The following is a 21,243-nucleotide window of genomic DNA, read 5'->3' on the forward strand; positions in this document are numbered from 1 at the left end:
CTGCCGGCTTTTTTATTGTTCGCTCCCCTCGCCTGCCTTCTATATGCCTTTCTGGTATTTATTATCACTTAACAATCTTTTATCCCTTTTCACGCATACGCCAGGATATTTATGCGAAACGATCCGGCGTGCGGCACTGACGACGTATCCGGGTCGCCACTCACACACCAAGGAACGATCATGGAGCAACGACGCGTTTACGGCAAAAGCCACTGGTATCATGAAACCCAGGCGAGCAGTTGTCCGCCGGAAATATTGCCGCTGGTTCCCGAAGCCGCGGACGTCGAAGACCGCTTCTTACTGGAACTTACCCTGCCAGCCGAGCTGGTGGCCGCCTGTGAGCCCTGGCTGGCCTGCGCACGTCAGTTTTATGACCGCCTTTTCCCCAACGACGTTGACGTCACCCGTTTGCAGACTTTCAGCGCCTATGACCGTCTCAGCACCGCCCTGACGGTCGCCCAGGCCTCCGGCGTTCAGCGTCTGTGTAACCACTATGCCGCCCGCCTGGCACCGCTGCCTGGCCCGGACTCCTCGCGAGAAAGTAATCGTCGACTGGCGCAAATCACCCAGTACGCCCGTCAGCTTGCCAGCTCCCCATCGGTGATATCATCACTTTCCCGCCAGCAGTTGGATGAGGTCGGGCTGACTACACACGACATCGTGCTGTTCAATCAGATCGTTGGCTTTGTGGGCTTCCAGGCGAGGGTTATCGCCGTTTTCCAGGCGGTTCTCGGATTACCAGTGCGCTGGCTACCGGGAATGCCCGCCCTCGACGATGCCGACCCCGCGCTGTTTAGCGATCCTCGCAGCCTCTGGCAGGCCGACCTGCCGACGGTCGATCCGCTACTTGCCAGCGAGGCACAGCGTCAGGCGCTGGCAACCTGGCAGTCGGAGCCGGTGCTGCGGGATATCGCGACAGTGCTGGCGCAGGATGCCCGGCTGCTTGAGGCGTTCGGCGATCTGCTGATCCAGCTCCCCGCCGATGGCGAACACACCGCGCTGGCGGCCTTACTGAGCGCCCGTATTAACGGCAGCGTCGCCTGTTTTAATACCCTGGCGTCTGAATGGCGCTCGCCTGTCGGACTGCCTGACGCCGCACGCAACGGTGAGCGGGCGCTGCAGGTCTGGAGCCACAATGCTCCAGTGCTCAGAGCAATCATTCAGGCCGTTCAGGTACTGACCCGCACCCCCGACCGGTTCAGCGCAGCGCAGCTTACCCAGTCGGGCGAGCAGCATCTGTCTACGCGACAGGTGATCAACCTGCTGACACGCTGCGCATTTGATGGCTGGCTGAATCGCCTGAAAATTGCCTTTGGCAATGCGCTGCCGCTGGCTCCTTAGCCGCTAAAAAGGGTGAAACAGCGCTTGCCGCAATCGGGAGAATCGCGTAAAACTGTCAGCCGCTCTTTTAGCCACGAAACGACACCATTATGCTTCAGGACAACCCGCTGCTAGCGCAGCTTAAACAGCAACTGCATTCCCAGACGCCGCGCGCAGAAGGCGTGGTAAAAGGTACGGAAAAAGGCTTTGGCTTCCTGGAAGTCGACGGGCAGAAAAGCTATTTTATTCCGCCGCCGCAGATGAAAAAGGTGATGCACGGCGATCGTATTATTGCCGTTATCCACTCAGAAAAAGATCGCGAAAGCGCAGAGCCGGAAACCCTGGTTGAGCCGTTCCTGACCCGCTTTGTCGGGAAGGTCACGAAAAAAGATGACCGCTTTACTATCGTTCCCGACCATCCCCTGCTGAAAGACGCCATTATCTGTCGCCCCGCTCGCGACGTGACACACGAATTTAATGACGGCGACTGGGCAGTTGCTGAGATGCGCCGTCATCCGCTGAAAGGCGATCGCAGCTTCTATGCCGAGCTGACGCAGTTTATCACCTTTGGTGACGACCACTTTGTGCCCTGGTGGGTGACGCTGGCGCGTCATAACCTGGAAAAAGAAGCGCCGGAAGGCATCGCCACAGAGATGCTGGACGAAGGTCTTGAGCGTCGCGATCTGACCGGGCTGAACTTTGTCACCATCGACAGCGCCAGCACCGAAGATATGGACGATGCGCTCTATATCGAAGAACTGGCCGGCGGCAAGCTGCAGCTTACGGTAGCAATTGCCGATCCTACCGCGTGGATTGCCGAAGGCAGCAAGCTGGACGATAGCGCGAAAATCCGCGCCTTCACCAACTACCTGCCGGGCTTTAATATCCCGATGCTGCCGCGCGAGCTGTCCGACGATCTCTGCTCCCTGCGCGCTGATGAAGTCCGTCCGGTGCTGGCCTGCCAGATGACGCTGGACGCCGAAGGCGGTATTGAAGAGCAGATTACCTTCTTCGCTGCCACCATCGTATCCAAAGCCAAACTGGCATATGACGATGTCTCCGACTGGCTGGACAACGCCGGAAGCTGGCAGCCGCAGAATGACGCGATTGCCGGTCAGATCCGTCTGCTGCAGCAGTTCTGCCTGCGTCGCGGCCAGTGGCGCCAGCAGCATGCGCTGGTGTTTAAAGACCGTCCGGATTACCGCTTTGTGCTTGGCGAGAAAGGCGAAGTGCTGGATATCGTCGCGGAACCGCGCCGTATCGGTAACCGCATCGTTGAAGAGGCGATGATTGCCGCTAATATCTGCGCGGCTATCGTCCTGCGCGATAAACTGGGCTTCGGTATCTACAACGTCCACCTGGGCTTCGACCCTGCCAGTAGCGAACAGCTGGCGACCCTGCTTCAGGGCCACGGTATGGACGTTGATGCGCAGGCGATCCTGACCCTGCCGGGCTTCTGCAAGCTGCGCCGCGAACTGGATGCTCAGCCGTCCAGCTTCCTCGACAGCCGCATTCGCCGCTTCCAGTCCTTCGCTGAGATCAGCGTCGAGCCGGGTCCGCACTTCGGCCTGGGCCTGGAAGCTTACGCGACCTGGACCTCTCCGATTCGTAAGTACGGCGATATGGTTAACCATCGCCTGCTGAAAGCGGTGATTAAAGGCGAAAGCATTGCCCGCCCGCAGGATGACGTGACCGTTCAGATGGCGGAACGTCGTCGTCTGAACCGCATGGCGGAACGCGACGTTGGTGACTGGCTCTATGCCCGTTTCCTGAAAGACAAAGCCGGTACCGATACTCGCTTCGCAGCGGAAATTATCGATGTCAGCCGCGGTGGCATGCGCGTGCGTCTGGTGGACAACGGCGCGGTGGCGTTTATCCCTGCTCCGTTCCTGCACGCCGTTCGCGATGAGCTGGTGTGCAGCCAGGAAAGCGGCACCGTGCAGATTAAAGGCGAAACGGTATACAAGGTCACCGACGTGATTGATGTCACCATCGCTGAAGTCCGTATGGAAACCCGCAGCGTGATTGCGCGTCCTCACGCCTGATCCCGCTTTGCCTGTTACGGCTTCCCTTTCCGGGGAAGCCGTTTTCTCTTCCCGCCATCCCGCTGATTTTTTTACGTCATTTCCCTGTTAAAAATAGCAAATGCGATCACAATTAAGGGTAGCTTTTGTATGCGTTATTCCTGCGCCCAGGCTTTCTCATACATTCGGTTTACTATAATATTACAAGAAAAAACAATATCATCAGAGCCGTTAACCCTGTTGATGGAGGGGTTAATGTGCATTATGCATATCCGCCAGGGGATATGCGCCGGTAGGTTTGGGAGAAAACATGAACGTATCGCAGCAGCAGCATAGCCTGCTGTATCGCTATCCTGGCGCGGCCAGCCCTGCGTGGCGCTTAACGGCCGACAGCAATATTCTTTATCTCTCCTCCAGTGAAGATGCTGATATTCGCCAGTCGACCGTGCTGAGCCAGACTCAGGCTGCGCGGATCCGCGATATGACCGTGATTACCTCAAGCATTATGATGAATATCACCATCGACGGACAAAGTACCGCAGTGCATTTGATTGGCCGTAAAACCGGCCGTGAAGAGTGGGCGGGAACCGTCTCCTCCTGGAATGATACCCCCGCCGTCGCCCGCGAACTGGAACAGGGCCTGTCATTTGCCGAGCAGGTAGTGTCGGAAGCCAATTCCGTCATTGTGATTCTCGACCGCAAAGGCAATATTCAGCGCTTTAACCGTCTGAGTGAAGAGTATACCGGGCGGCAGGAGCATGAGGTTATCGGCCAGAACGTCTTTAATTTATTTCTGACGCCCAGCGAAGCCGAAGCAGCCCAGAGCAATCTTATCGAACTCTTCCACAATGGCAGTGCCTATGAAGTTGAACGCTGGATCCAGACCCTGAAAGGCCAGCGCCTGTTTCTGTTTCGTAACCGTTTCATGCACAGTGGCAGCGGTAAAAATGAAATTTATCTGGTCTGTTCCGGGACGGATATCACCGAAGAGCGCTACGCCCAGGAGCGCCTGCGGGCGCTGGCCAATACCGACCCGATTACCGGCTTACCCAACCGCAACGCCATCAATGAGCAGATCAACGCGGCGATTGCCTGTCGTGGCGACGGCCAGGTTGGCGTGATCTATCTCGATCTCGATAATTTTAAGAAAATTAACGATGCCTACGGGCATATGCTGGGCGACCAGCTTCTGCAGGCCGTCTCTCTGACCATTCTTAGCTGCCTGGAAGAGAACCAGGTCCTGGCGCGTCTTGGCGGAGATGAGTTTGTGGTGATGGCAACCGACACCTCACAGGGATCGCTGGAGGCAACGGCATCGCGCATTCTTACCCGTCTGCGCGAACCTTTTCGTATCGGTCCCATCGAGATATACACCGGCTGCTCTCTCGGCATCGCCCTCGCCCCTCAGCACGGTGAAGATTACGACAGCGTGATCCGCAGCGCGGATACCGCCATGTACTCCGCCAAAGAGAGCGGACGCGGTAAGTTCTGCGTCTTCTCGCCGGAGATGAATCAGCGCGTGTTTGAGTATCTGTGGCTCGATACCAACCTGCGTAAGGCTCTGGCTAACGATCAGCTGGTGATTCATTATCAGCCCAAAATGAACTGGCGCGGCGAAGTCGCCAGCCTGGAAGCGCTGGTGCGCTGGCAGTCGCCGGAGCGCGGCCTGATCCCGCCGCTGGATTTTATTACCTATGCCGAAGAGTCCGGGCTAATCGTCCCGCTGGGCCGCTGGGTGATGCTGGATGTGGTGCGCCAGGTGGCGAAATGGCGCAAAAAAGGGATTAATCTGCGGGTGGCGGTCAACGTCTCGGCGCGGCAGCTGGCCGACCAGACCATTTTTAGCGATCTCAGGCAGGCGCTGAAAGACCTCGACTTTGAGTATTGCCCTATCGACGTGGAGCTGACCGAAAGCTGTCTGATTGAGAACGAAGAGCTGGCCCAGTCGGTGATCCAGCAGTTCAGCGATCTTGGCGCTCAGGTGCATCTGGATGACTTTGGCACCGGCTACTCTTCCCTGTCACAGCTGGCTCGCTTCCCCATCGATGCCATTAAGCTCGATCAATCCTTTGTCCGCGATATCCATAAGCAGTCCGTTTCACAGTCGCTGGTGCGGGCGATTGTCGCCGTGGCACAGGCGCTGAATCTGCAGGTGATTGCCGAAGGCGTGGAGAGTGCGAAAGAGGATGCGTTTCTGATTAAAAATGGCGTTAACGAACGTCAGGGATTCCTGTTTGCTAAACCGATGACGGCCAGCGCATTTGAACGCTGGTATCGACGCAGGCTGGCGCGGAAATGACCTGAACGCGGCGCATAAGCTTAGCAATATCTGCGCATTGGTTTTCTCGGCAACGGGTGTTACTTTTTCACTTCTCTTTTGCCGCCATTTTTTGCATCATCTATCCGCAAACCTAAAATAAGGATGACACTATGTCCGAACTGAATGCGAGCCATCTGGCGCAGCGTATTGATACGGTGCTGGATATTCTGGTCGCCGGTGACTATCACTCTGCCATCCATAACCTGGAAATTCTTAAAGCGGAACTGCTGGAGCGCGCCAGTGCGGATAAACCGCAGACGGCAAGCTCGCCAAAGTCGCCCTGGGAAATTTGACTCGCCGCCTGTTCGCGCTGCAAACAGGCCATTGACTACAGGATACGGCAGCGATGCCGTTAATTTTTTGCTGATATGAATCCCCGACAACAACACATCTTACAGGTCGTTATCGACAAAGGCCGCACCAGCGTTGCCGACCTTGCCCGACTGACCGGCGTCTCAGAAGTCACCATTCGACAGGACCTTAATCTGCTGGAAAAACAGAGTTACCTGCGCCGCGCCCACGGTTTTGCCGTGCCGCTGGACAGTGACGATGTGGAAACGCGGATGCTGAACAACTATCCCCTGAAGCGCGAACTGGCGCAGTTCGCCGCCTCGCTGGTGCAGAACGGTGAAACGGTCTTTATCGAGAATGGCAGCAGTAACGCCCTGCTGGCACGCACACTGGCCGATCAGAAGGACGTGACCATTATTACCGTCAGCAGCTACATTGCACATCTGCTGAAAGACACCCGCTGTGAAGTGATTCTGCTCGGGGGCATCTACCAGAAGAAAAGCGAAAGTATGGTCGGCCCCCTGACGCGCCTGTTTATTGAGCAGGTTCACTTTAGCAAAGCCTTTATCGGTATCGACGGCTGGCTGCCTGAAACCGGGTTTACCGGTCGCGATATGATGCGCGCCGACGTGGTCAACGCGGTGCTGGCGAAAAGCAGCGACGCTATCGTGCTGACCGACAGCTCAAAGTTTGGGGCCGTTCATCCCTACACGCTCGGCCCGCTGTCGCAGTTCCAGCGGGTGATTACCGACGAGGGCCTCAGCGCCGCCAGTCAGCTGCAGCTGGAGCAGGCCGGGCTGCAGGTTGATATCGTTAAGCGACCGTAGCCGATCGCCTTCAGGCCAGGGCACACCTGGCCTGAGCCTCTCTTCTCTGAGATATTTCCGACCGCCAATTAAGACTTTTTACCTGTCTGTTCAACGGCAAAAACCTAGAATAACGGTTAGCGATAACAACAGGACGTCACTATCACTTGCGTGATTTCAGTAACACCTGCGCAACACCCTTTCATGGAAACGCTATACTTATAGAGTACGTCTTCCGTGAATCTATTATTCAGGAGAAAGTATGATGAATTTAACAAGTAAAAAAATGGCGACCGCCCTGCTGGCAGTCACATTAGCAATGTCTCTGAGCGCCTGCTCTAACTGGTCTAAGCGCGATCGCAACACCGCTATCGGCGCAGGTGCCGGTGCACTTGGCGGCGCGGTACTGACTAACGGTAGCGGTCTGGGTACGCTCGGCGGTGCCGCAGTCGGCGGTATTATCGGTCATCAGGTAGGTAAGTAATAACGCTACAGCATTACGGCTCAGAATAACGATAAATTCTTCTTTTTCCAGGTCTGAAAATAATAGAAAGGCCACGTTTGAAAACGTGGCCTTTGTGTTTTGCTGAGGCATTCACCCCCCGGCTAATTTGACCTTCATCCCTTTCGCTTCCAGCAACGACTTAATCAAATCCCGCTTATCGCCCTGAATCTCAATAACGCCGTCTTTCACCGCACCGCCACAGCCGCACTTCTTCTTCAGTTCGGCGGCAAGCGTCGCCAGAGTCGCATCATCGGCATCAATACCGGTAATCAGGCACACGCCCTTGCCCTTTCGGCCGCTGGTCTGACGCTGGATACGTACAATCCCGTCGCCCTTCGGCCGCTCGACAGCCGCTTTGGGCTCGTCAATGCGACCGCTTTCGGTGGAGTAGACCAGACGGCTGTTGTTATCGGCCATTATGCCTCCATGCCCAGCGTGGCGTTAATCGCCTGCAGAGTCTGTGCAGGATGCGCGGACTGGGTAATAGGACGCCCGATCACCATATAGTCGACGCCTGCCGCCTGCGCCTGCTCCGGGGTCATAATCCTGCGCTGATCGCCTGCATCACTGCCCGCTGGACGAATACCCGGCGTGACCAGCTTAAATGCCTGTCCCAGCGTCTGCTTAAAGTGTACCGCTTCCTGCGCGGAGCAGACCACGCCGTCCAGCCCGCACTGCTGCGTCAGACGCGCCAGTTTTTCCGCATACTGAGCAGGTGACAGTGTCACACCAAGGTCCAGCAGGTCGCTGGCTTCCATACTGGTCAGTACCGTGACCGCAATCAGCAGCGGCGCATCTTTGCCATACGGCAACAGCGCTTCGCGTGCAGCGGTCATCATCCGTGCCCCGCCCGAGGCGTGGACGTTAACCATCCATACGCCCAGCTCTGCGGCCGCAGCGACGGCGTGTGCAGCCGTATTGGGAATATCGTGAAATTTCAGGTCGAGGAATACGTCAAAACCGCGTTGATGCAGGTCACGGACCAGCTGCGGGCCAAACAGGGTAAACATCTCTTTGCCGACTTTCAGTCGGCATGTACGCGGGTCGATACCGTCAACAAAGGCCAGCGCCTTGTCGCGGTCGGCGTAATCAAGGGCCACAACAATCGGAGAGTGCGTTGTAGCGCGGGATGGGGATATTGCAACAGACGTCATGACCAGACCTTCTTAGCGGTGAATGCCGGTGGCGGCGTAAAAAAGGTAAACGGGCAGCATTCTACCTGCGGGACCCACAAATTAACAGCGGCCATTTCGCCCCTGCCGGACACCCCGGGCACGATGCCGGAAGCCTTCTTTCGGCCGGTCCTTTAGTATGTTGTAACTAAAGCGCAGCCTTTTTAAAAATTACTGGCCATCAAGACCGCGAATCGGCTTCACCGTCGACCAGGCGCGGCAGGACGGACAGTGCCAGTAGAGGCTATGGGCGGTAAACCCGCATTTCAGGCAGCGATAGCGCGGCTTATTGCGCACCTGTTCGCCGACCATATCGCGCAGCACCATCAGGCTCTCTTTTGCTCGCCCTTCTTCCGCTTCGTGCAGATGGTAGTCCATCAGCTTGTGGAATACCCGCATGGTGGGATGACGCTGGAGCTGTCGGGTGACGTACAGCTGCGCGCTGTCCTGCCCTTCGTGCTGCTCCATCAAATCGGCCAGCAGTAAATCGGCCACCGCGCCGGTGTTCTGTTCAACGCAGCGGCGTAAGAACGCTTCCCACTCGTCGAGTTTATCCAGCTTCTGGTAGCAGGTTTGCAGCATATCCAGGGTTTCACTGACCAGCTCTTTATCCTGATCGATCACCCGCATCAGACTCTCTACCGCTTTGGCGTACTCGCCTTTCTCAATCAGGACGCGGCCCATCATGATAGAGATACGTGCGCTGTCGCGGTCGGCGGCGGCGCCTTTTTTCAGCAGCGAGATGGCCTTTTCCATTTCGCCGTTGCCCATCTGCTGCAGGGCCAGCTCACAGTAGAAATGGGCAATTTCGCCACGCTGTTTCTCTTTGCCCAGCTTCACCAGGCGTTCGGCAACATCGATAGCCTTCTGCCAGTCGCTGGTTGCCTGATAGATCTGCAGAAGCTGCTGCAGCGCGCCCACGCGGAAATCCGTTTCATCCACCAGCTGGCTGAACATATCTTCGGCACGATCGTACATGCCCGCGGCCATATAGTCGCGGCCAAGCTGCTGGATAGCCAGCAGCCGCTGATCGTAGGTCAGAGAAGCGCTCTCCATCAGGGATTGATGAAGGCGAATAGCGCGATCGACTTCGCCGCGTGAACGGAACAGATTCCCGAGGGTAAGATGGGCCTCAACGGTGCTGGTGTCCTCTTTCAGCATGTCGAGGAACAGATCCACCGCTTTGTCCTGTTGGTTGCTTAACAGGAAGTTAACCCCGGCCACGTAGTCACGCGACAGGCGGTTCGCCTCTTCCTGTTTAGACTGTTGTGCACTCCTGCGTCCCATATACCAGCCATACGCGGCCGCTACGGGCAAAAGCAGAAACAGCAACTCCAGCATAGAATATTATTCCTTTACCAACGGCACACCCGGACCCGCCGGTGTCTCAGATGCCGGGGCAATCTGGTGCTCCAGACGTTTGATCTTACGATCGGCCCGCGCCAGTTTCACGCGCAGACGCAGCCAGAACAGGCCGCAAATCAGCCAGCCAATGGCAAAGCCCGCGGCAAATAGTACGGCAAGCAGCGTGGAGATACGGAATTCGCCCTGCGCCAGCAGATAGTTGAAGGTGACCAGCTGGTCGTTTTGCGCCCCGAGCGTTACCGAGACAACGAATATCGCTAATACCAGTAAGAAAATAAGTAAATATTTCACATTACGTCCCGTTATGTGGTGTGAGCGAGTAAATACTACCCAATTGCCCGCTTCCAGCCCTATAAATTACCATTATCGTGACCTCGACGAAATGGAAAAACATCGAGCCAGTTGTGGATCTAAGGGCGGAAGCACCGAAAATCAACCCGTTCTAGCTTTCCTGCTCGCGCTGCTCGATTTCCTGTCTCTCTTCATGCGGCGGTGCCAGCGGTCCGCAGAGGCGCTGCGCCAGCCAGCAGGCCAGCGTGACCAGCAGCCAGGAGATCAGCGTGGCGACAACCAGATCGCGCGGCCAGTGCATGCCCAGCAGCAACCGGCTACCCATCACGGCCGTCGCCCACACCAGCAGAATCGCAATGGTAAAGGTGCGGCGTCGCGGCCACAGTAATCCGACGGCCAGCAGCCCCCAACTGGCGGCAAACATGGTATGCCCGGATGGAAACGCGAAGCCGGTTTCTTTCTGCCAGTGTTTACGCAAGAATGCCGGGATATCCTGTTGTTCCGCAAGCTGTTCTTTAACCAGATGACCGCGATCTTTACGCTTTAAAGTGTAGAACTCATCGACGGGTATCTGGTGGTTTTTTTCCAGCCAGATAACGAAAGGACGCGGCTCCTGGACCCGCTCTTTGACCCAGGATTTGACGCCCTGTCCCGCCAGGATCGCCACCCCGAGGATCGCAAACAGCATCAGCGCCGCCTTCAGACGAAAACGCAGGCACCAGAGGAACCAGCCGCAGAGGATGACGTGGGTAATAATGCCCCAGGGCTGAGTGACCGTTTCGGTGACCCAGTACAGGCTTTTTAGCCACAGGCCGCTGTTTCCGGGCTGCCACATCCAGCCGGAAAGCCAGACGGCAACGGGCATAATCAATAACAGTCCGGCACCCACGGCGGTACGTTTCGCAATCGACAGCATTTTCTCTCCTTTCGCGTTTAGCGCCCCATCATAGACGAAAAGCACGGATTCGGGAAAAGTGGCGTATTTTGTGCGTTTTAGCGCGCCACGACTCTGCGGCCATTAGGCGTTATCCGCCGCCCTGTGGCAAAATAGGCGAATAACAGAGGGCACGCGTTATGTGCCCGCATAATCTGGAGATTCACATGCAGCTAAAACGAGTGGCAGAAGCCAAACTGCCCACCCCCTGGGGTGATTTTGTGATGGTGGGTTTTGAAGAACTGGCCACCGGGCATGACCATGCCGCGCTGGTATTCGGGGATATTTCAGGCTCCACGCCCGTGCTGGCACGCGTCCATTCCGAGTGTCTGACCGGCGATGCCCTGTTCAGCCTGCGCTGCGACTGCGGTTTCCAGCTTGAAGCTGCCCTGACGCATATTGCCGAAGAGGGTCGCGGTATCCTGCTCTATCACCGTCAGGAAGGCCGCAATATCGGTCTGCTGAATAAGATCCGCGCCTATGCGCTGCAGGATCAGGGCTACGATACGGTAGAAGCCAACCACCAGCTCGGCTTTGCCGCTGACGAGCGTGACTTCACCCTGTGCGCGGATATGTTCAAGCTGCTGGGCGTTGATGAGGTCCGTCTGCTGACCAATAACCCGAAAAAGGTCGAGATCCTGACCGAAGCGGGGATCAATATCGTTGAGCGCGTGCCGCTGATTGTCGGGCGAAATCCGAAAAATGCCCACTATCTGGATACTAAAGCCGCCAAGATGGGCCATCTGCTGGGTAATTAATCCCGCCGGTTGGCAAAAAAGGCCTGCAGTCACCTGCAGGCCTTTTTTATTAGTGCAGCATATTACGGATGACGTAGTGCAGGATCCCGTCGTTCTGGTAGTAGGTCAGCTCGGTGCCGGTATCGATACGGCAGCGGCACTGTACGATCTCTTTACTGCCGTCCGTTCGGGTCAGGTACACCGGAATAATTGCGCCCGGTTTAAGGCTTTGCAGGTCACCAATATCAATCTGCTCTTCCCCGGTCAGCCCCAGCGTTTTACGGGTGACGTCCTGCGGGAACTCCAGCGGCAGGATGCCCATCCCAATCAGATTGGAGCGGTGAATACGCTCGAAGGATTCCGCAATTACCACCCGGACGCCCAGCAGTCGTGGGCCTTTTGCCGCCCAGTCGCGGCTGGAGCCGGAGCCGTACTCTTTCCCGGCGATCACCGCCAGCGGCGTGCCGGTCTGCTGGTATTTCATCGCCGCATCGTAGATGGCCACCACCTCGCTGCCGGGCAGATGGCGCGTCATACCGCCCTCTACGCCGGGCACCATTTCATTGCGGATACGGATATTGGCAAAGGTGCCGCGCATCATCACTTCATGGTTGCCGCGTCGCGAGCCGTAGGAGTTAAAATCCCCCCGCTCGACGCCGTGACTTTGCAGGTAGCGCCCCGCCGGGCTGTCGGCCTTGATGCTGCCCGCCGGAGAGATATGGTCAGTGGTTACCGAATCCCCCAGCATCGCCAGGATACGTGCGCCCTGAATATCTTCTACCGGATCGGGTACCGCCCCCATCTCATCGAAGAACGGCGACAGCCGGATATAGGTGGAATCATCCTGCCAGCCATAGGTATCGGAGCGCTCAACCTGAATGCTTTTCCACTCCGGCGTCCCTTCGAAGACCTCCGCATACTCTTTGCGGAACATCTCTGTCGACACTTCGCCTACCGCCTGCGCGATCTCCTGCCCTGACGGCCAGATATCTTTCAGCCAGACCGGGTTACCCTGGCTATCTTCACCCAGCGGATCTTTCGCCAGGTTGGTATTCATATTGCCCGCCAGCGCATAGGCCACCACCAGCGGCGGCGAGGCCAGCCAGTTGGTTTTGACCAGGGGATGGATGCGGCCTTCAAAGTTACGGTTGCCGGAGAGCACCGCGCCCACCGTTAAATCGCCTTTTTTGATGGCCTGCTCGATAGGCTCCGGCAGCGGACCTGAGTTACCGATACAGGTCGTACAGCCGTAGCCCACCAGATTAAAGCCCAGGGCGTCGAGATGCGGCGTCAGCCCGGCATGGGCCAGGTAGTCGGACACCACCTTCGAGCCGGGCGCCAGGGACGCTTTGACCCAGGGTTTCGGCTTCAGGCCCAGCGCCACCGCTTTTTGCGCCAGCAGCCCCGCCGCCATCAGTACGCTGGGGTTAGAAGTATTGGTACAGGAGGTAATGGCCGCAATGACCACCGCCCCATCGGGGAGCTGATACTGATGACCGTTCAGGGTATAGCTAACCGGCTGCCTGTCTTTCTGCGCCTGGTTCAGCTCCAGCTCGGCGCTGGCGGCAAAGGCTTTTGGCACATCGCCGAGGGCAACCCGGTCCTGCGGGCGCTTCGGCCCGGCCAGGCTGGCAACCACCTCGCCCATGTCCAGCGCCAGAGTGCTGGTAAAGACCGGCTCATCCCCGGTGTTACGCCACATCCCCTGCGCTTTAGCGTAGGTTTCCACCAGCTCGACCTGTTCCGCACTGCGTCCGCTAAGACGCATATAGTCGAGGGTAACCCCGTCAATGGGGAAGAAGCCGCAGGTGGCGCCATATTCCGGCGCCATATTGGCGATAGTGGCGCGATCCGCCAGCGGCAGTGAGTCCAGCCCGTCACCGTAGAATTCAACAAACTTGCCCACCACGCCGTGCTTACGCAGCATCTGGGTGACCGTCAGCACCAGGTCGGTGGCGGTGATCCCCTCGCGTAGCTTGCCGGTGAGCTTAAAGCCGACAACGTCGGGGATCAGCATTGAGACGGGCTGACCGAGCATCGCCGCCTCTGCTTCGATCCCCCCGACGCCCCAGCCCAGTACGCCCAGACCATTAATCATGGTCGTATGGGAGTCGGTGCCGACCAGCGTATCGGGCCAGGCCACCCACTCCCCGTCCTGGAACTCGCTCCAGACGGCTTTACCGAGATACTCCAGGTTAACCTGGTGACAGATCCCTGTGCCGGGCGGCACGACGCTGAAGCGGCTGAAGGCCTGCTGTCCCCAGCGTAAAAAGACGTAACGCTCATGGTTACGCTCCATCTCAAGACGGACGTTTTCGCCAAACGCGTCATCATCGCCAAAGTGGTCCACGGTCACCGAGTGGTCAATCACCAGATCGACCGGTGAGAGCGGGTTAACTTTGGCCGTATCGCCGCCGAGTCGTTTAACGGCTTCGCGCATGGCTGCGAGATCCACAACGGCGGGAACGCCGGTGAAATCCTGCATCAGGACGCGTGCGGGGCGGTAGGCAATTTCGCGATCGGCATGGGCGTTTTTCAGCCAGCCTGCAAGGGCGTGAATATCTTCGGCGGTAACGGAATCGTCATCCTGCCAGCGCAGGAGATTTTCCAGCAAAACTTTTAGCGACTTGGGTAAACGCGCAATGTCCCCAAGTTCCTTTGCGGCCAGCGGCAGGCTGTAGTAGTGCCACGTTTTTTCTGCTGCCTGCAGCGTATCCTTACTGGCCTCACGTAGGGTAACCGACATAGCTCCTCCTTAATAACAGGGATTGCGTAACCCGGACAATCATCAGGGTCTGTTATTAAAGATAACACAAACAGCTTGTAACGTTTTGATAACAACCCGAATTGATAAAAGAGGAGGAACCTTTCGGATAAACAAACAAAAAACCCGACTTCACGTCGGGTTTTTTGGGCGGTCAGTTGAGATACATCCAGACCAGTTGTCCCCAGAACAGCAGCGACAAGGAAAATGCCGCCATCCAGGACCAGTATTTCGCATTACTATAATTATTCAACATTGCCGGACCATTTACGTTTTGTATTCATCAAAACTGCGTTGTTAAGCAGTGTATAAATTGCTGTGTGTATTTATTAACGAGTACAACTTACTTACGCTTAAGGCCAGTTTGATGAAAGACATCAGATATAACAGCGTAGTGTAATGAAAGAATTATTGTTTTTTTACGTCGTCTTCCATGAACATCTCTATAAAACCTTGCTGCTGCGAGGTCAGCGTCCACTCTTGTGGAATAGCCGTTATCGGCGTTTTTTTCGCTTTTTTCGGCTTGTCACAGGGCTGACATACTTGCTTCGCAGGTGATACGTGACCCGTTACGACCATTTTCACCCCCAAAATTTCCACACCAGCAGTGCAATCACTATCCAGAACAGCGCTGAACCTACAAAGACCGCCAGCCACGCTTTACGCTTCAGCTCATGATCCTTTTGCGGTTCTTCACTTCCAGACGGCATTGCTAACCTCATACAATCGACATCGCTTATCATTTTGACACCAAACAATCGGCACGAGTTATCATCGCTTGAGATAAATCCTAATTAAAACTGGGCAAAAAATCCAGTCAATTTACGAATCCTCACCATTCGAATATTCAATCTTTTGAGCCGAAATAAATAATTGAAGTAAGAAGTTTGCGTTAAGGTCAGATATTTTCTATTTTTGTCAGCCTTTAGCGACCTGATTTCCATTAAGAGGGCGCGGTTATTACCAAAAATACTAAGACGCCCCTCTAAATGCGTTTAATTCTAATTTAGCTTTAGTGACATGATTCACAATTCATCACTACCATAAATGGGTGTTATAGAACGCAATCGGGGAGACAAAACCGCGTTTTGTCTCCCCGATGATTTCCTTAACCCTTATCAGGCGAATTACTTTTGCGGCAGTTTAATATCCTTAAACATGGCCTCAATATCTTCGTTAGAGCGTAGCGCGACGGCGGTATCCACCACGTCACGCGTCAGATGCGGGGCGAATCGCTGAATAAAGTCGTACATGTAGCTGCGCAGGAAGGTGCTGCGGCGGAAGCCGATCTTCGTGGTGCTGTGGCTGAAAATATCCTGCGCCTCCAGCTTGACCAGATCCGGATCCGAAACCGGATCCACGGCCATGCTGGCGATCACCCCAACCCCAAGGCCTAAACGGACGTAGGTTTTAATCACGTCGGCGTCGGTGGCGGTAAAGACGATGCGCGGCGTCAGACCCGCACGGTTAAACGCCGTATCCAGCTCGGAACGTCCGGTAAAGCCGAAGGTATAGGTCACCAGCGGATACTGAGCCAGCTCTTCAATGGTCACGGACTCACGGGATGCCAGCGGGTGCTCCGGGGTTACTACGATGGAACGGTTCCAGTGATAGCAAGGGAGCATAACCAGGTCGTCATACAGGTGCAGCGCTTCGGTGGCGATAGCAAAGTCGGCATTTCCTTTCGATACCGCTTCGGCAATCTGGGTCGGTGACCCCTGATGCATATGCAGGGAAACGCGAGGATAGCGCTCAATAAAGCCTTTAATTACGCCGGGTAGCGCATATCGGGCCTGGGTGTGGGTAGTGGCGACATACAGGGAACCTTTATCCGGCCAGGTATGCTCTCCGGCGACGGATTTAATCGCATCCACCTTCGACAGCACTTCGCGTGCGATACGGATAATCTCCTGCCCCGCCGGCGTGACCTGAGTCAGATGCTTGCCGCTGCGGGCGAAGATCTGGATCCCCAGCTCATCCTCCAGCATACGCACCTGCTTACTGATACCCGGCTGCGAAGTGTAAAGCCCTTCCGCCGTCGATGAGACGTTGAGGTTGTGGTTAACAACCTCAACAATGTAGCGCAGCTGCTGTAATTTCATGGGAACCATCCGTTCAGCGACCGGGCGCACGTGAACGACGCCCTAAGACGATTTAATAATAAAAAAGGACTAAGTTATAACCACTATATCATTTATAGCGTTTTTGTATAGACAGCGCCGAAAAATAATAAAGCGTAATAAGAAAGGGCCGGAAACCGGCCCTTATGGAGTGCTGAGAGGGTTTTACTTCTTGCCTTCGACCCACTTGCCGTCGACATAGAAAGCGGACCAGCCGGTCGCCTTACCGTCTTTCTCTGCGGCAACATACTGCTGCTTGGTTTTGCGGCTGAAGCGCACTACCGTCGGGTTGCCCTCCGGATCCTGCTGCGGCGCATCGGCCAGATAACGCAGTTTCTCGGCCAGACGATCGCGGAAACGATACAGTTCAGACACCAGCGGCGCACGGGTTTCACGCGATTTCGGGAAGGTGTTTGCCGCGAGGAAAACGCCCGCCGCACCGTCACGCAGCACGAAGTACGCATCCGACTTCTCACACTGCAGTTCCGGCAGCGGAACCGGATCTTCCTTCGGCGGCGCGACATCACCGTTACGCAGGATTTTACGCGTGTTCTTACAGTCGTCGTTGGTACAGGCCATGTACTTACCGAAGCGCCCCATTTTCAGGTGCATTTCAGAACCACATTTCTCACACTCAACGATCGGACCGTCGTATCCCTTAATGCGGAACTCGCCCTGCTCGATCTCATACCCATCACAGCCCGGGTTATTACCACAGACGTGCAGCTTGCGCTGCGGGTCAATCAGATAGCTGTCCATCGCCGTACCGCACTTCTGGCAGCGACGTTTGGCACGCAGCGCGTTGGTTTCGGCTTCGTCACCTTCCAGCACGTTAAGCACTTCGCTTTCCGGCACCAGGTTAATGGTGGTTTTGCAGCGCTCTTTCGGCGGCAGCGCATAGCCGGAACAGCCGAGGAAGACCCCGGTGCTGGCGGTGCGGATACCCATCTGACGGCTACAGGTCGGGCAGTCGATGCTGGTCAGCACCATCTGGTTCGGCTGCATGCCGCCTTCCAGGGGGTCTTTTTCTGCGGTCGCCAGCTGGTCGGTGAAGTTGCTGAAGAAGTTATCCAGCACTTTCTTCCACTCGGCCTGGTGGTTAGCCACCTGGTCGAGGCTGCTTTCCATCTGTGCGGTAAAGTCGTAGTTCATCAGCTCGCGGAAGTTAGCCTCGAGCCTGTCGGTCACGATCTCACCCATTTTCTCGGCGTAGAAGCGGCGGTTATCAACACGCACATAGCCGCGATCCTGGATGGTGGAGATGATCGACGCGTAGGTTGACGGACGGCCGATACCGCGTTTTTCCAGCTCTTTAACCAGCGAGGCTTCGCTAAAGCGCGCCGGGGGCTTGGTAAAGTGCTGAGCGGGCAGCAGTTCGATCAGAGAGAGCGTATCGCCCGCGTTAACCGCTGGCAGCGTACGATCTTCATCACCCTTACGCAGCGCCGGCATGACTTTGGTCCAGCCGTCAAAGCGCAGGATACGGCCACGCGCTTTCAGGCGGAAATCGCCCGCGCCGACGGTCAGCGTCGTCGAGTCATACTGGGCCGGCGTCATCTGGCAGGCCACAAACTGACGCCAGATCAGCTGATACAGCTTCTGCGCGTCGGCTTCCATGTCCTTCAGGGATTCCGCAAGGACCGACACATCGGAAGGACGAATCGCTTCGTGCGCTTCCTGGGAGTTCTCTTTGCTGGCGTACTGATTGGCGTTTTCCGGCAGGTATTTCTTGCCGAAATTATCACCGATGTAGTCACGCACCATGCTCACCGCGTCCTGACTCAGGTTGGTCGAGTCGGTACGCATATAGGTGATATAACCCGCTTCATACAGACGCTGGGCCATCATCATGGTTTTTTTCACGCCAAAGCTGAGACGGGTACTGGCCGCCTGCTGCAGGGTGGAGGTGATATAAGGCGCGCCCGGCTTGCTGCTGGTCGGCTTATCTTCGCGATCCAGCACCTGATACTTCGCTTTTTCCAGCAGGCTAACAGCGGCTTCGGTCTGCTCGCGGTTAACCGGACGGAACGGCTTATCGTTCTGATGGCTGACCTGCAGCGGCAGCGTATCCCCGCCCGGCGTGGTGACGTTAGCGTCAATTTCCCAGAACTCTTCCGGGACAAAGGCTTTGATCTCACGCTCGCGCTCAACCACCAGACGTACGGCAACGGACTGGACGCGACCGGCAGAAAGACCGCGGGCGATCTTTTTCCACAGTAGCGGCGAGACCATATAGCCTACGACGCGGTCCATAAAGCGACGCGCCTGCTGGGCGTTGACGCGGTCGATGTTCAGTTCACCCGGCTTTTCAAACGCCTGCTGAATGGCATTCTTGGTGATTTCGTTAAACACAACGCGACTATAGCGTTTTTCGTCGCCACCGATGATTTCCCGCAGGTGCCATGCAATGGCCTCCCCTTCGCGGTCAAGGTCGGTTGCGAGATAGATGTGGTCGGCTTTTTCGGCCAGCTGCTTGAGTTCAGCAACGACCTTCTCTTTGCCCGGCAGCACTTCATACTGTGCCGCCCATTCCCGCCATGGGTCGACGCCCATGCGGTTTACGAGAGCGCTACGCTCATCCTTTTTTGGCTTCACAGCCGTTTTGGTGGAGGTAGAGTCGGCGCTCTTTTTCTGCGCTGAGCCACTGGTCGGCAAATCGCGGACATGACCGACGCTGGATTTCACCACGTAGTCATTGCCCAGATACTTATTGATCGTTTTGGCTTTTGCCGGGGACTCAACGATAACGAGAGCTTTACCCATATTCACCTTTACCTAATTTGATTCTTCCAGAATTGATCGCAGAGGGCTTTACCTGCCGCCGCTGACAGATCGCAATATGGCGACGACAGCAGTGGAACTCAACCCTTAAGTAAAACCACAGCGGTAAACTGCGCTTCCCAGGTGGTTGAACTGGCAGGTTTTTCCGTATAACTGCTCTACAGGACGACCAAACTTTAGTCGAATGTCAAGCAAATCTATTGCCAGCCTGACGAAAGCGTCACACTGTACCTGATAAAATTTGTTACGCAACTTTATTAGCATGCAAAAGTCAATCCTGCCAGCAAGCGCATGTTCAGCTTACCCACGAATGAAACAGGGAAAATTTGCCCGCAGAGGCCGCCGGGCGTAGACTAATGCCCGTTAAAAAGGAGTTCTGTATGCAACAAGAAACGCAGCCAATCGATCGCCAGGCGCTACTGGCAAAAGCAAACCAGCTGATTCGCGACCACGAAGATACGCTGTCCGGCATTGAAGCCACGGGCGTGACCCAGCGCAACGGCGTGCTGGTGTTCAGCGGAGAGTACTACCTCGACGAACAGGGCCTGCCGACGGGCAAAAGCACCGCCGTATTTAATATGTTTAAATATCTGGCCCACGAACTGTCCGACAAGTATCACCTGATTGATTAAAAAAAAATGCGAGGCCTGAGCCTCGCGTTTTTTTCACACCGCTCAGAGCAGCGGCTTTTGCCCACGCTGCCACCAGCGTAGCAGCAGACGATCGGCGCTTTCCGCTGCGCTGCCGGTCAGGCGGTCCAGCAGTTTCTTACGCTGGGTATAGCGCAGGCTGATAACCTCACGTCCTTCCATCAGGCTCAGAATCAGATCGTCGCTGGTGCCGACGCTATCGACCAGACCTTTTTCCAGCGCCTGCACGCCGTACCAGTGTTCACCGGTCGCCACCTGCTCAATATCAAGCGATGGGCGCATCTGCTTCACGAAATCTTTAAACAGGTAGTGGGTTTCGTTCAGGCTCTCGCGGAATTTCTCCCGCCCTTCTTCGGTGTTTTCACCCAGCAGCGTCAGGGTACGTTTGTACTGACCGGCGGTGTGCAGTTCGATATCGATATCTTTGCTTTTCAGGAAGCGGTTAAAGTTGGGGATCTGCGCGACCACGCCAATAGAGCCGACAATGGAGAACGGCGCGGCAACAATATTGTCGGCCACGCAGGCCATCATATAGCCGCCGCTGGCCGCCACTTTATCGACCGCCACGGTCAGCGGGATCTTTTTATCACGCAGACGCTGGAGCTGAGAAGCCGCCAGGCCATAGCCATGTACCACGCCGCCGGGGCTTTCCAGACGCAGCACGACCTGGTCGTCACTTTTCACCGCGGCCAGTACAGCGGTGACCTCTTCCCGCAGGCCGTTGACTTCGCCCGCGTCCATGCTGCCTTTAAAATCCAGCACCCAGACGCGGGGTTTGGTCAGGGGCGTATCGTCGCCCTGCTTTTCCCGCGCCTTCGCCGCTTTGGCTTCCAGCTTGTGCTTTTTCTTCTGCGCTTTGTGCCAGAGTTTCTGCTGACGATCGTCGAGCAGCGCAACCGACACCTCTTCCTGCATTTCTTTATACTGTTCACTCAGGTTGGTAATGCGCAGTTCGCCCCGCTGACGCTTTTTGTGCGTCAGACCGACGATAAGCAGCGCGACGGCGCCGATCGCCAGTACTACGGTGATAATTTTCGCTAAAAACAACCCATACTGAGATAGTAAGTCCACGCGTTCCACCTTGATTAAAGCACTCAATGTTCGGGCCAGTGTATCGCACCCGCAGCGGCACGTCTCTGACCCGGTTTAACGTCCTGAGACGG

20 protein-coding genes are annotated in these 21,243 nt (G+C 56.2%); 8 read left to right on the forward strand and 12 right to left on the reverse strand.

Features of this window, described 5'->3' with window-relative positions:
* Positions 1–180: 180 nt before the first annotated feature.
* The 6 genes from EDF81_RS03985 to osmB all read left to right on the forward strand — a co-directional run bounded on the left by EDF81_RS03985 (position 181) and on the right by osmB (position 7,245).
* Positions 181–1,341, forward strand: a complete 1,161-nt coding sequence (locus EDF81_RS03985) for a carboxymuconolactone decarboxylase family protein (protein WP_123346467.1) — start codon at positions 181–183, stop codon at positions 1,339–1,341.
* Between the two features lie 89 nt (positions 1,342–1,430).
* Positions 1,431–3,365: an exoribonuclease II gene (locus tag EDF81_RS03990; RefSeq protein WP_123346468.1), complete on the forward strand. Its 1,935-nt coding sequence runs from the start codon at positions 1,431–1,433 to the stop codon at positions 3,363–3,365.
* A gap of 289 nt (positions 3,366–3,654) precedes the next feature.
* Positions 3,655–5,643, forward strand: coding sequence for a cyclic di-GMP phosphodiesterase (gene pdeR, locus EDF81_RS03995; protein ID WP_123346470.1), 1,989 nt, complete (start codon positions 3,655–3,657; stop codon positions 5,641–5,643).
* A 131-nt stretch (positions 5,644–5,774) separates the two neighbouring features.
* Positions 5,775–5,957: a hypothetical protein gene (locus tag EDF81_RS04000; protein ID WP_123346472.1), complete on the forward strand. Its 183-nt coding sequence runs from the start codon at positions 5,775–5,777 to the stop codon at positions 5,955–5,957.
* Positions 5,958–6,032: 75 nt separating this feature from the next.
* On the forward strand, positions 6,033–6,782 hold the full coding sequence (locus EDF81_RS04005; RefSeq protein WP_123346474.1) for a DNA-binding transcriptional regulator YciT: 750 nt from the start codon (positions 6,033–6,035) through the stop codon (positions 6,780–6,782).
* Between the two features lie 244 nt (positions 6,783–7,026).
* Positions 7,027–7,245, forward strand: a complete 219-nt coding sequence (gene osmB / locus EDF81_RS04010) for an osmotically-inducible lipoprotein OsmB (protein WP_123347669.1) — start codon at positions 7,027–7,029, stop codon at positions 7,243–7,245.
* Between the two features lie 111 nt (positions 7,246–7,356).
* Here osmB and yciH read toward each other — a convergent pair whose 3' ends face one another.
* The 5 genes from yciH to pgpB all read right to left on the reverse strand — a co-directional run bounded on the left by yciH (position 7,357) and on the right by pgpB (position 11,010).
* Positions 7,357–7,683 carry a stress response translation initiation inhibitor YciH gene (gene yciH / locus EDF81_RS04015; protein WP_123346476.1) on the reverse strand — a complete coding sequence of 109 codons (327 nt, stop codon included), beginning with the start codon at positions 7,681–7,683 and terminating at the stop codon, positions 7,357–7,359.
* Positions 7,683–8,420 carry an orotidine-5'-phosphate decarboxylase gene (pyrF, locus tag EDF81_RS04020; RefSeq protein ID WP_123346478.1) on the reverse strand — a complete coding sequence of 246 codons (738 nt, stop codon included), beginning with the start codon at positions 8,418–8,420 and terminating at the stop codon, positions 7,683–7,685. The genes yciH and pyrF overlap by 1 nt, the downstream gene beginning before the upstream one ends.
* Positions 8,421–8,609: 189 nt before the next feature.
* The gene (gene lapB / locus EDF81_RS04025; protein WP_123346480.1) at positions 8,610–9,779 is read right to left on the reverse strand and encodes a lipopolysaccharide assembly protein LapB; all 1,170 of its coding nucleotides are present in this window, start codon (positions 9,777–9,779) and stop codon (positions 8,610–8,612) included.
* A 6-nt stretch (positions 9,780–9,785) separates the two neighbouring features.
* Positions 9,786–10,094, reverse strand: coding sequence for a LapA family protein (locus EDF81_RS04030; RefSeq protein ID WP_123346482.1), 309 nt, complete (start codon positions 10,092–10,094; stop codon positions 9,786–9,788).
* Between the two features lie 151 nt (positions 10,095–10,245).
* Positions 10,246–11,010, reverse strand: coding sequence for a phosphatidylglycerophosphatase B (pgpB, locus tag EDF81_RS04035; RefSeq protein WP_123346484.1), 765 nt, complete (start codon positions 11,008–11,010; stop codon positions 10,246–10,248).
* A gap of 185 nt (positions 11,011–11,195) precedes the next feature.
* On the opposite strand from pgpB, the gene ribA reads away from it, so the two are divergent.
* Positions 11,196–11,786, forward strand: a complete 591-nt coding sequence (gene ribA / locus EDF81_RS04040; protein ID WP_123346485.1) for a GTP cyclohydrolase II — start codon at positions 11,196–11,198, stop codon at positions 11,784–11,786.
* A gap of 49 nt (positions 11,787–11,835) precedes the next feature.
* Here ribA and acnA read toward each other — a convergent pair whose 3' ends face one another.
* The 6 genes from acnA to topA all read right to left on the reverse strand — a co-directional run bounded on the left by acnA (position 11,836) and on the right by topA (position 19,412).
* Positions 11,836–14,511: an aconitate hydratase AcnA gene (gene acnA, locus EDF81_RS04045; RefSeq protein WP_123346487.1), complete on the reverse strand. Its 2,676-nt coding sequence runs from the start codon at positions 14,509–14,511 to the stop codon at positions 11,836–11,838.
* 172 nt (positions 14,512–14,683) lie between these two features.
* Entirely contained in the window at positions 14,684–14,785 is a 102-nt protein-coding gene (gene ymiC / locus EDF81_RS24205) for a small membrane protein YmiC (RefSeq protein ID WP_260232648.1), read from the reverse strand.
* A 152-nt stretch (positions 14,786–14,937) separates the two neighbouring features.
* On the reverse strand, positions 14,938–15,114 hold the full coding sequence (locus tag EDF81_RS24035; RefSeq protein ID WP_184999489.1) for a hypothetical protein: 177 nt from the start codon (positions 15,112–15,114) through the stop codon (positions 14,938–14,940).
* On the reverse strand, positions 15,111–15,251 hold the full coding sequence (locus EDF81_RS04050; RefSeq protein WP_221180804.1) for a YmiA family putative membrane protein: 141 nt from the start codon (positions 15,249–15,251) through the stop codon (positions 15,111–15,113). The genes EDF81_RS24035 and EDF81_RS04050 overlap by 4 nt, the downstream gene beginning before the upstream one ends.
* A 405-nt stretch (positions 15,252–15,656) precedes the next feature.
* Positions 15,657–16,631 (reverse strand): HTH-type transcriptional regulator CysB, encoded by a 975-nt coding sequence (gene cysB, locus EDF81_RS04055; protein ID WP_123346490.1) that lies wholly within the window; start codon positions 16,629–16,631, stop codon positions 15,657–15,659.
* A gap of 183 nt (positions 16,632–16,814) precedes the next feature.
* Positions 16,815–19,412 carry a type I DNA topoisomerase gene (gene topA / locus EDF81_RS04060; protein WP_123346492.1) on the reverse strand — a complete coding sequence of 866 codons (2,598 nt, stop codon included), beginning with the start codon at positions 19,410–19,412 and terminating at the stop codon, positions 16,815–16,817.
* Positions 19,413–19,810: 398 nt separating this feature from the next.
* Here topA and EDF81_RS04065 point away from each other — a divergent pair, with 398 nt between their 5' ends.
* A complete protein-coding gene (locus EDF81_RS04065) occupies positions 19,811–20,062 on the forward strand; it encodes a YciN family protein (RefSeq protein WP_123346493.1) in 252 nt (83 codons plus the stop codon).
* Positions 20,063–20,104: 42 nt separating this feature from the next.
* Here the strand turns inward: EDF81_RS04065 and sohB are convergent, their stop codons facing one another.
* Positions 20,105–21,151: a protease SohB gene (gene sohB, locus EDF81_RS04070; protein ID WP_123346495.1), complete on the reverse strand. Its 1,047-nt coding sequence runs from the start codon at positions 21,149–21,151 to the stop codon at positions 20,105–20,107.
* Between the last annotated feature and the right edge of the window lie 92 nt (positions 21,152–21,243).

This window comes from Enterobacter sp. BIGb0383 (genome assembly GCF_003751845.1).
Lineage (GTDB): Bacteria > Pseudomonadota > Gammaproteobacteria > Enterobacterales > Enterobacteriaceae > BIGb0383.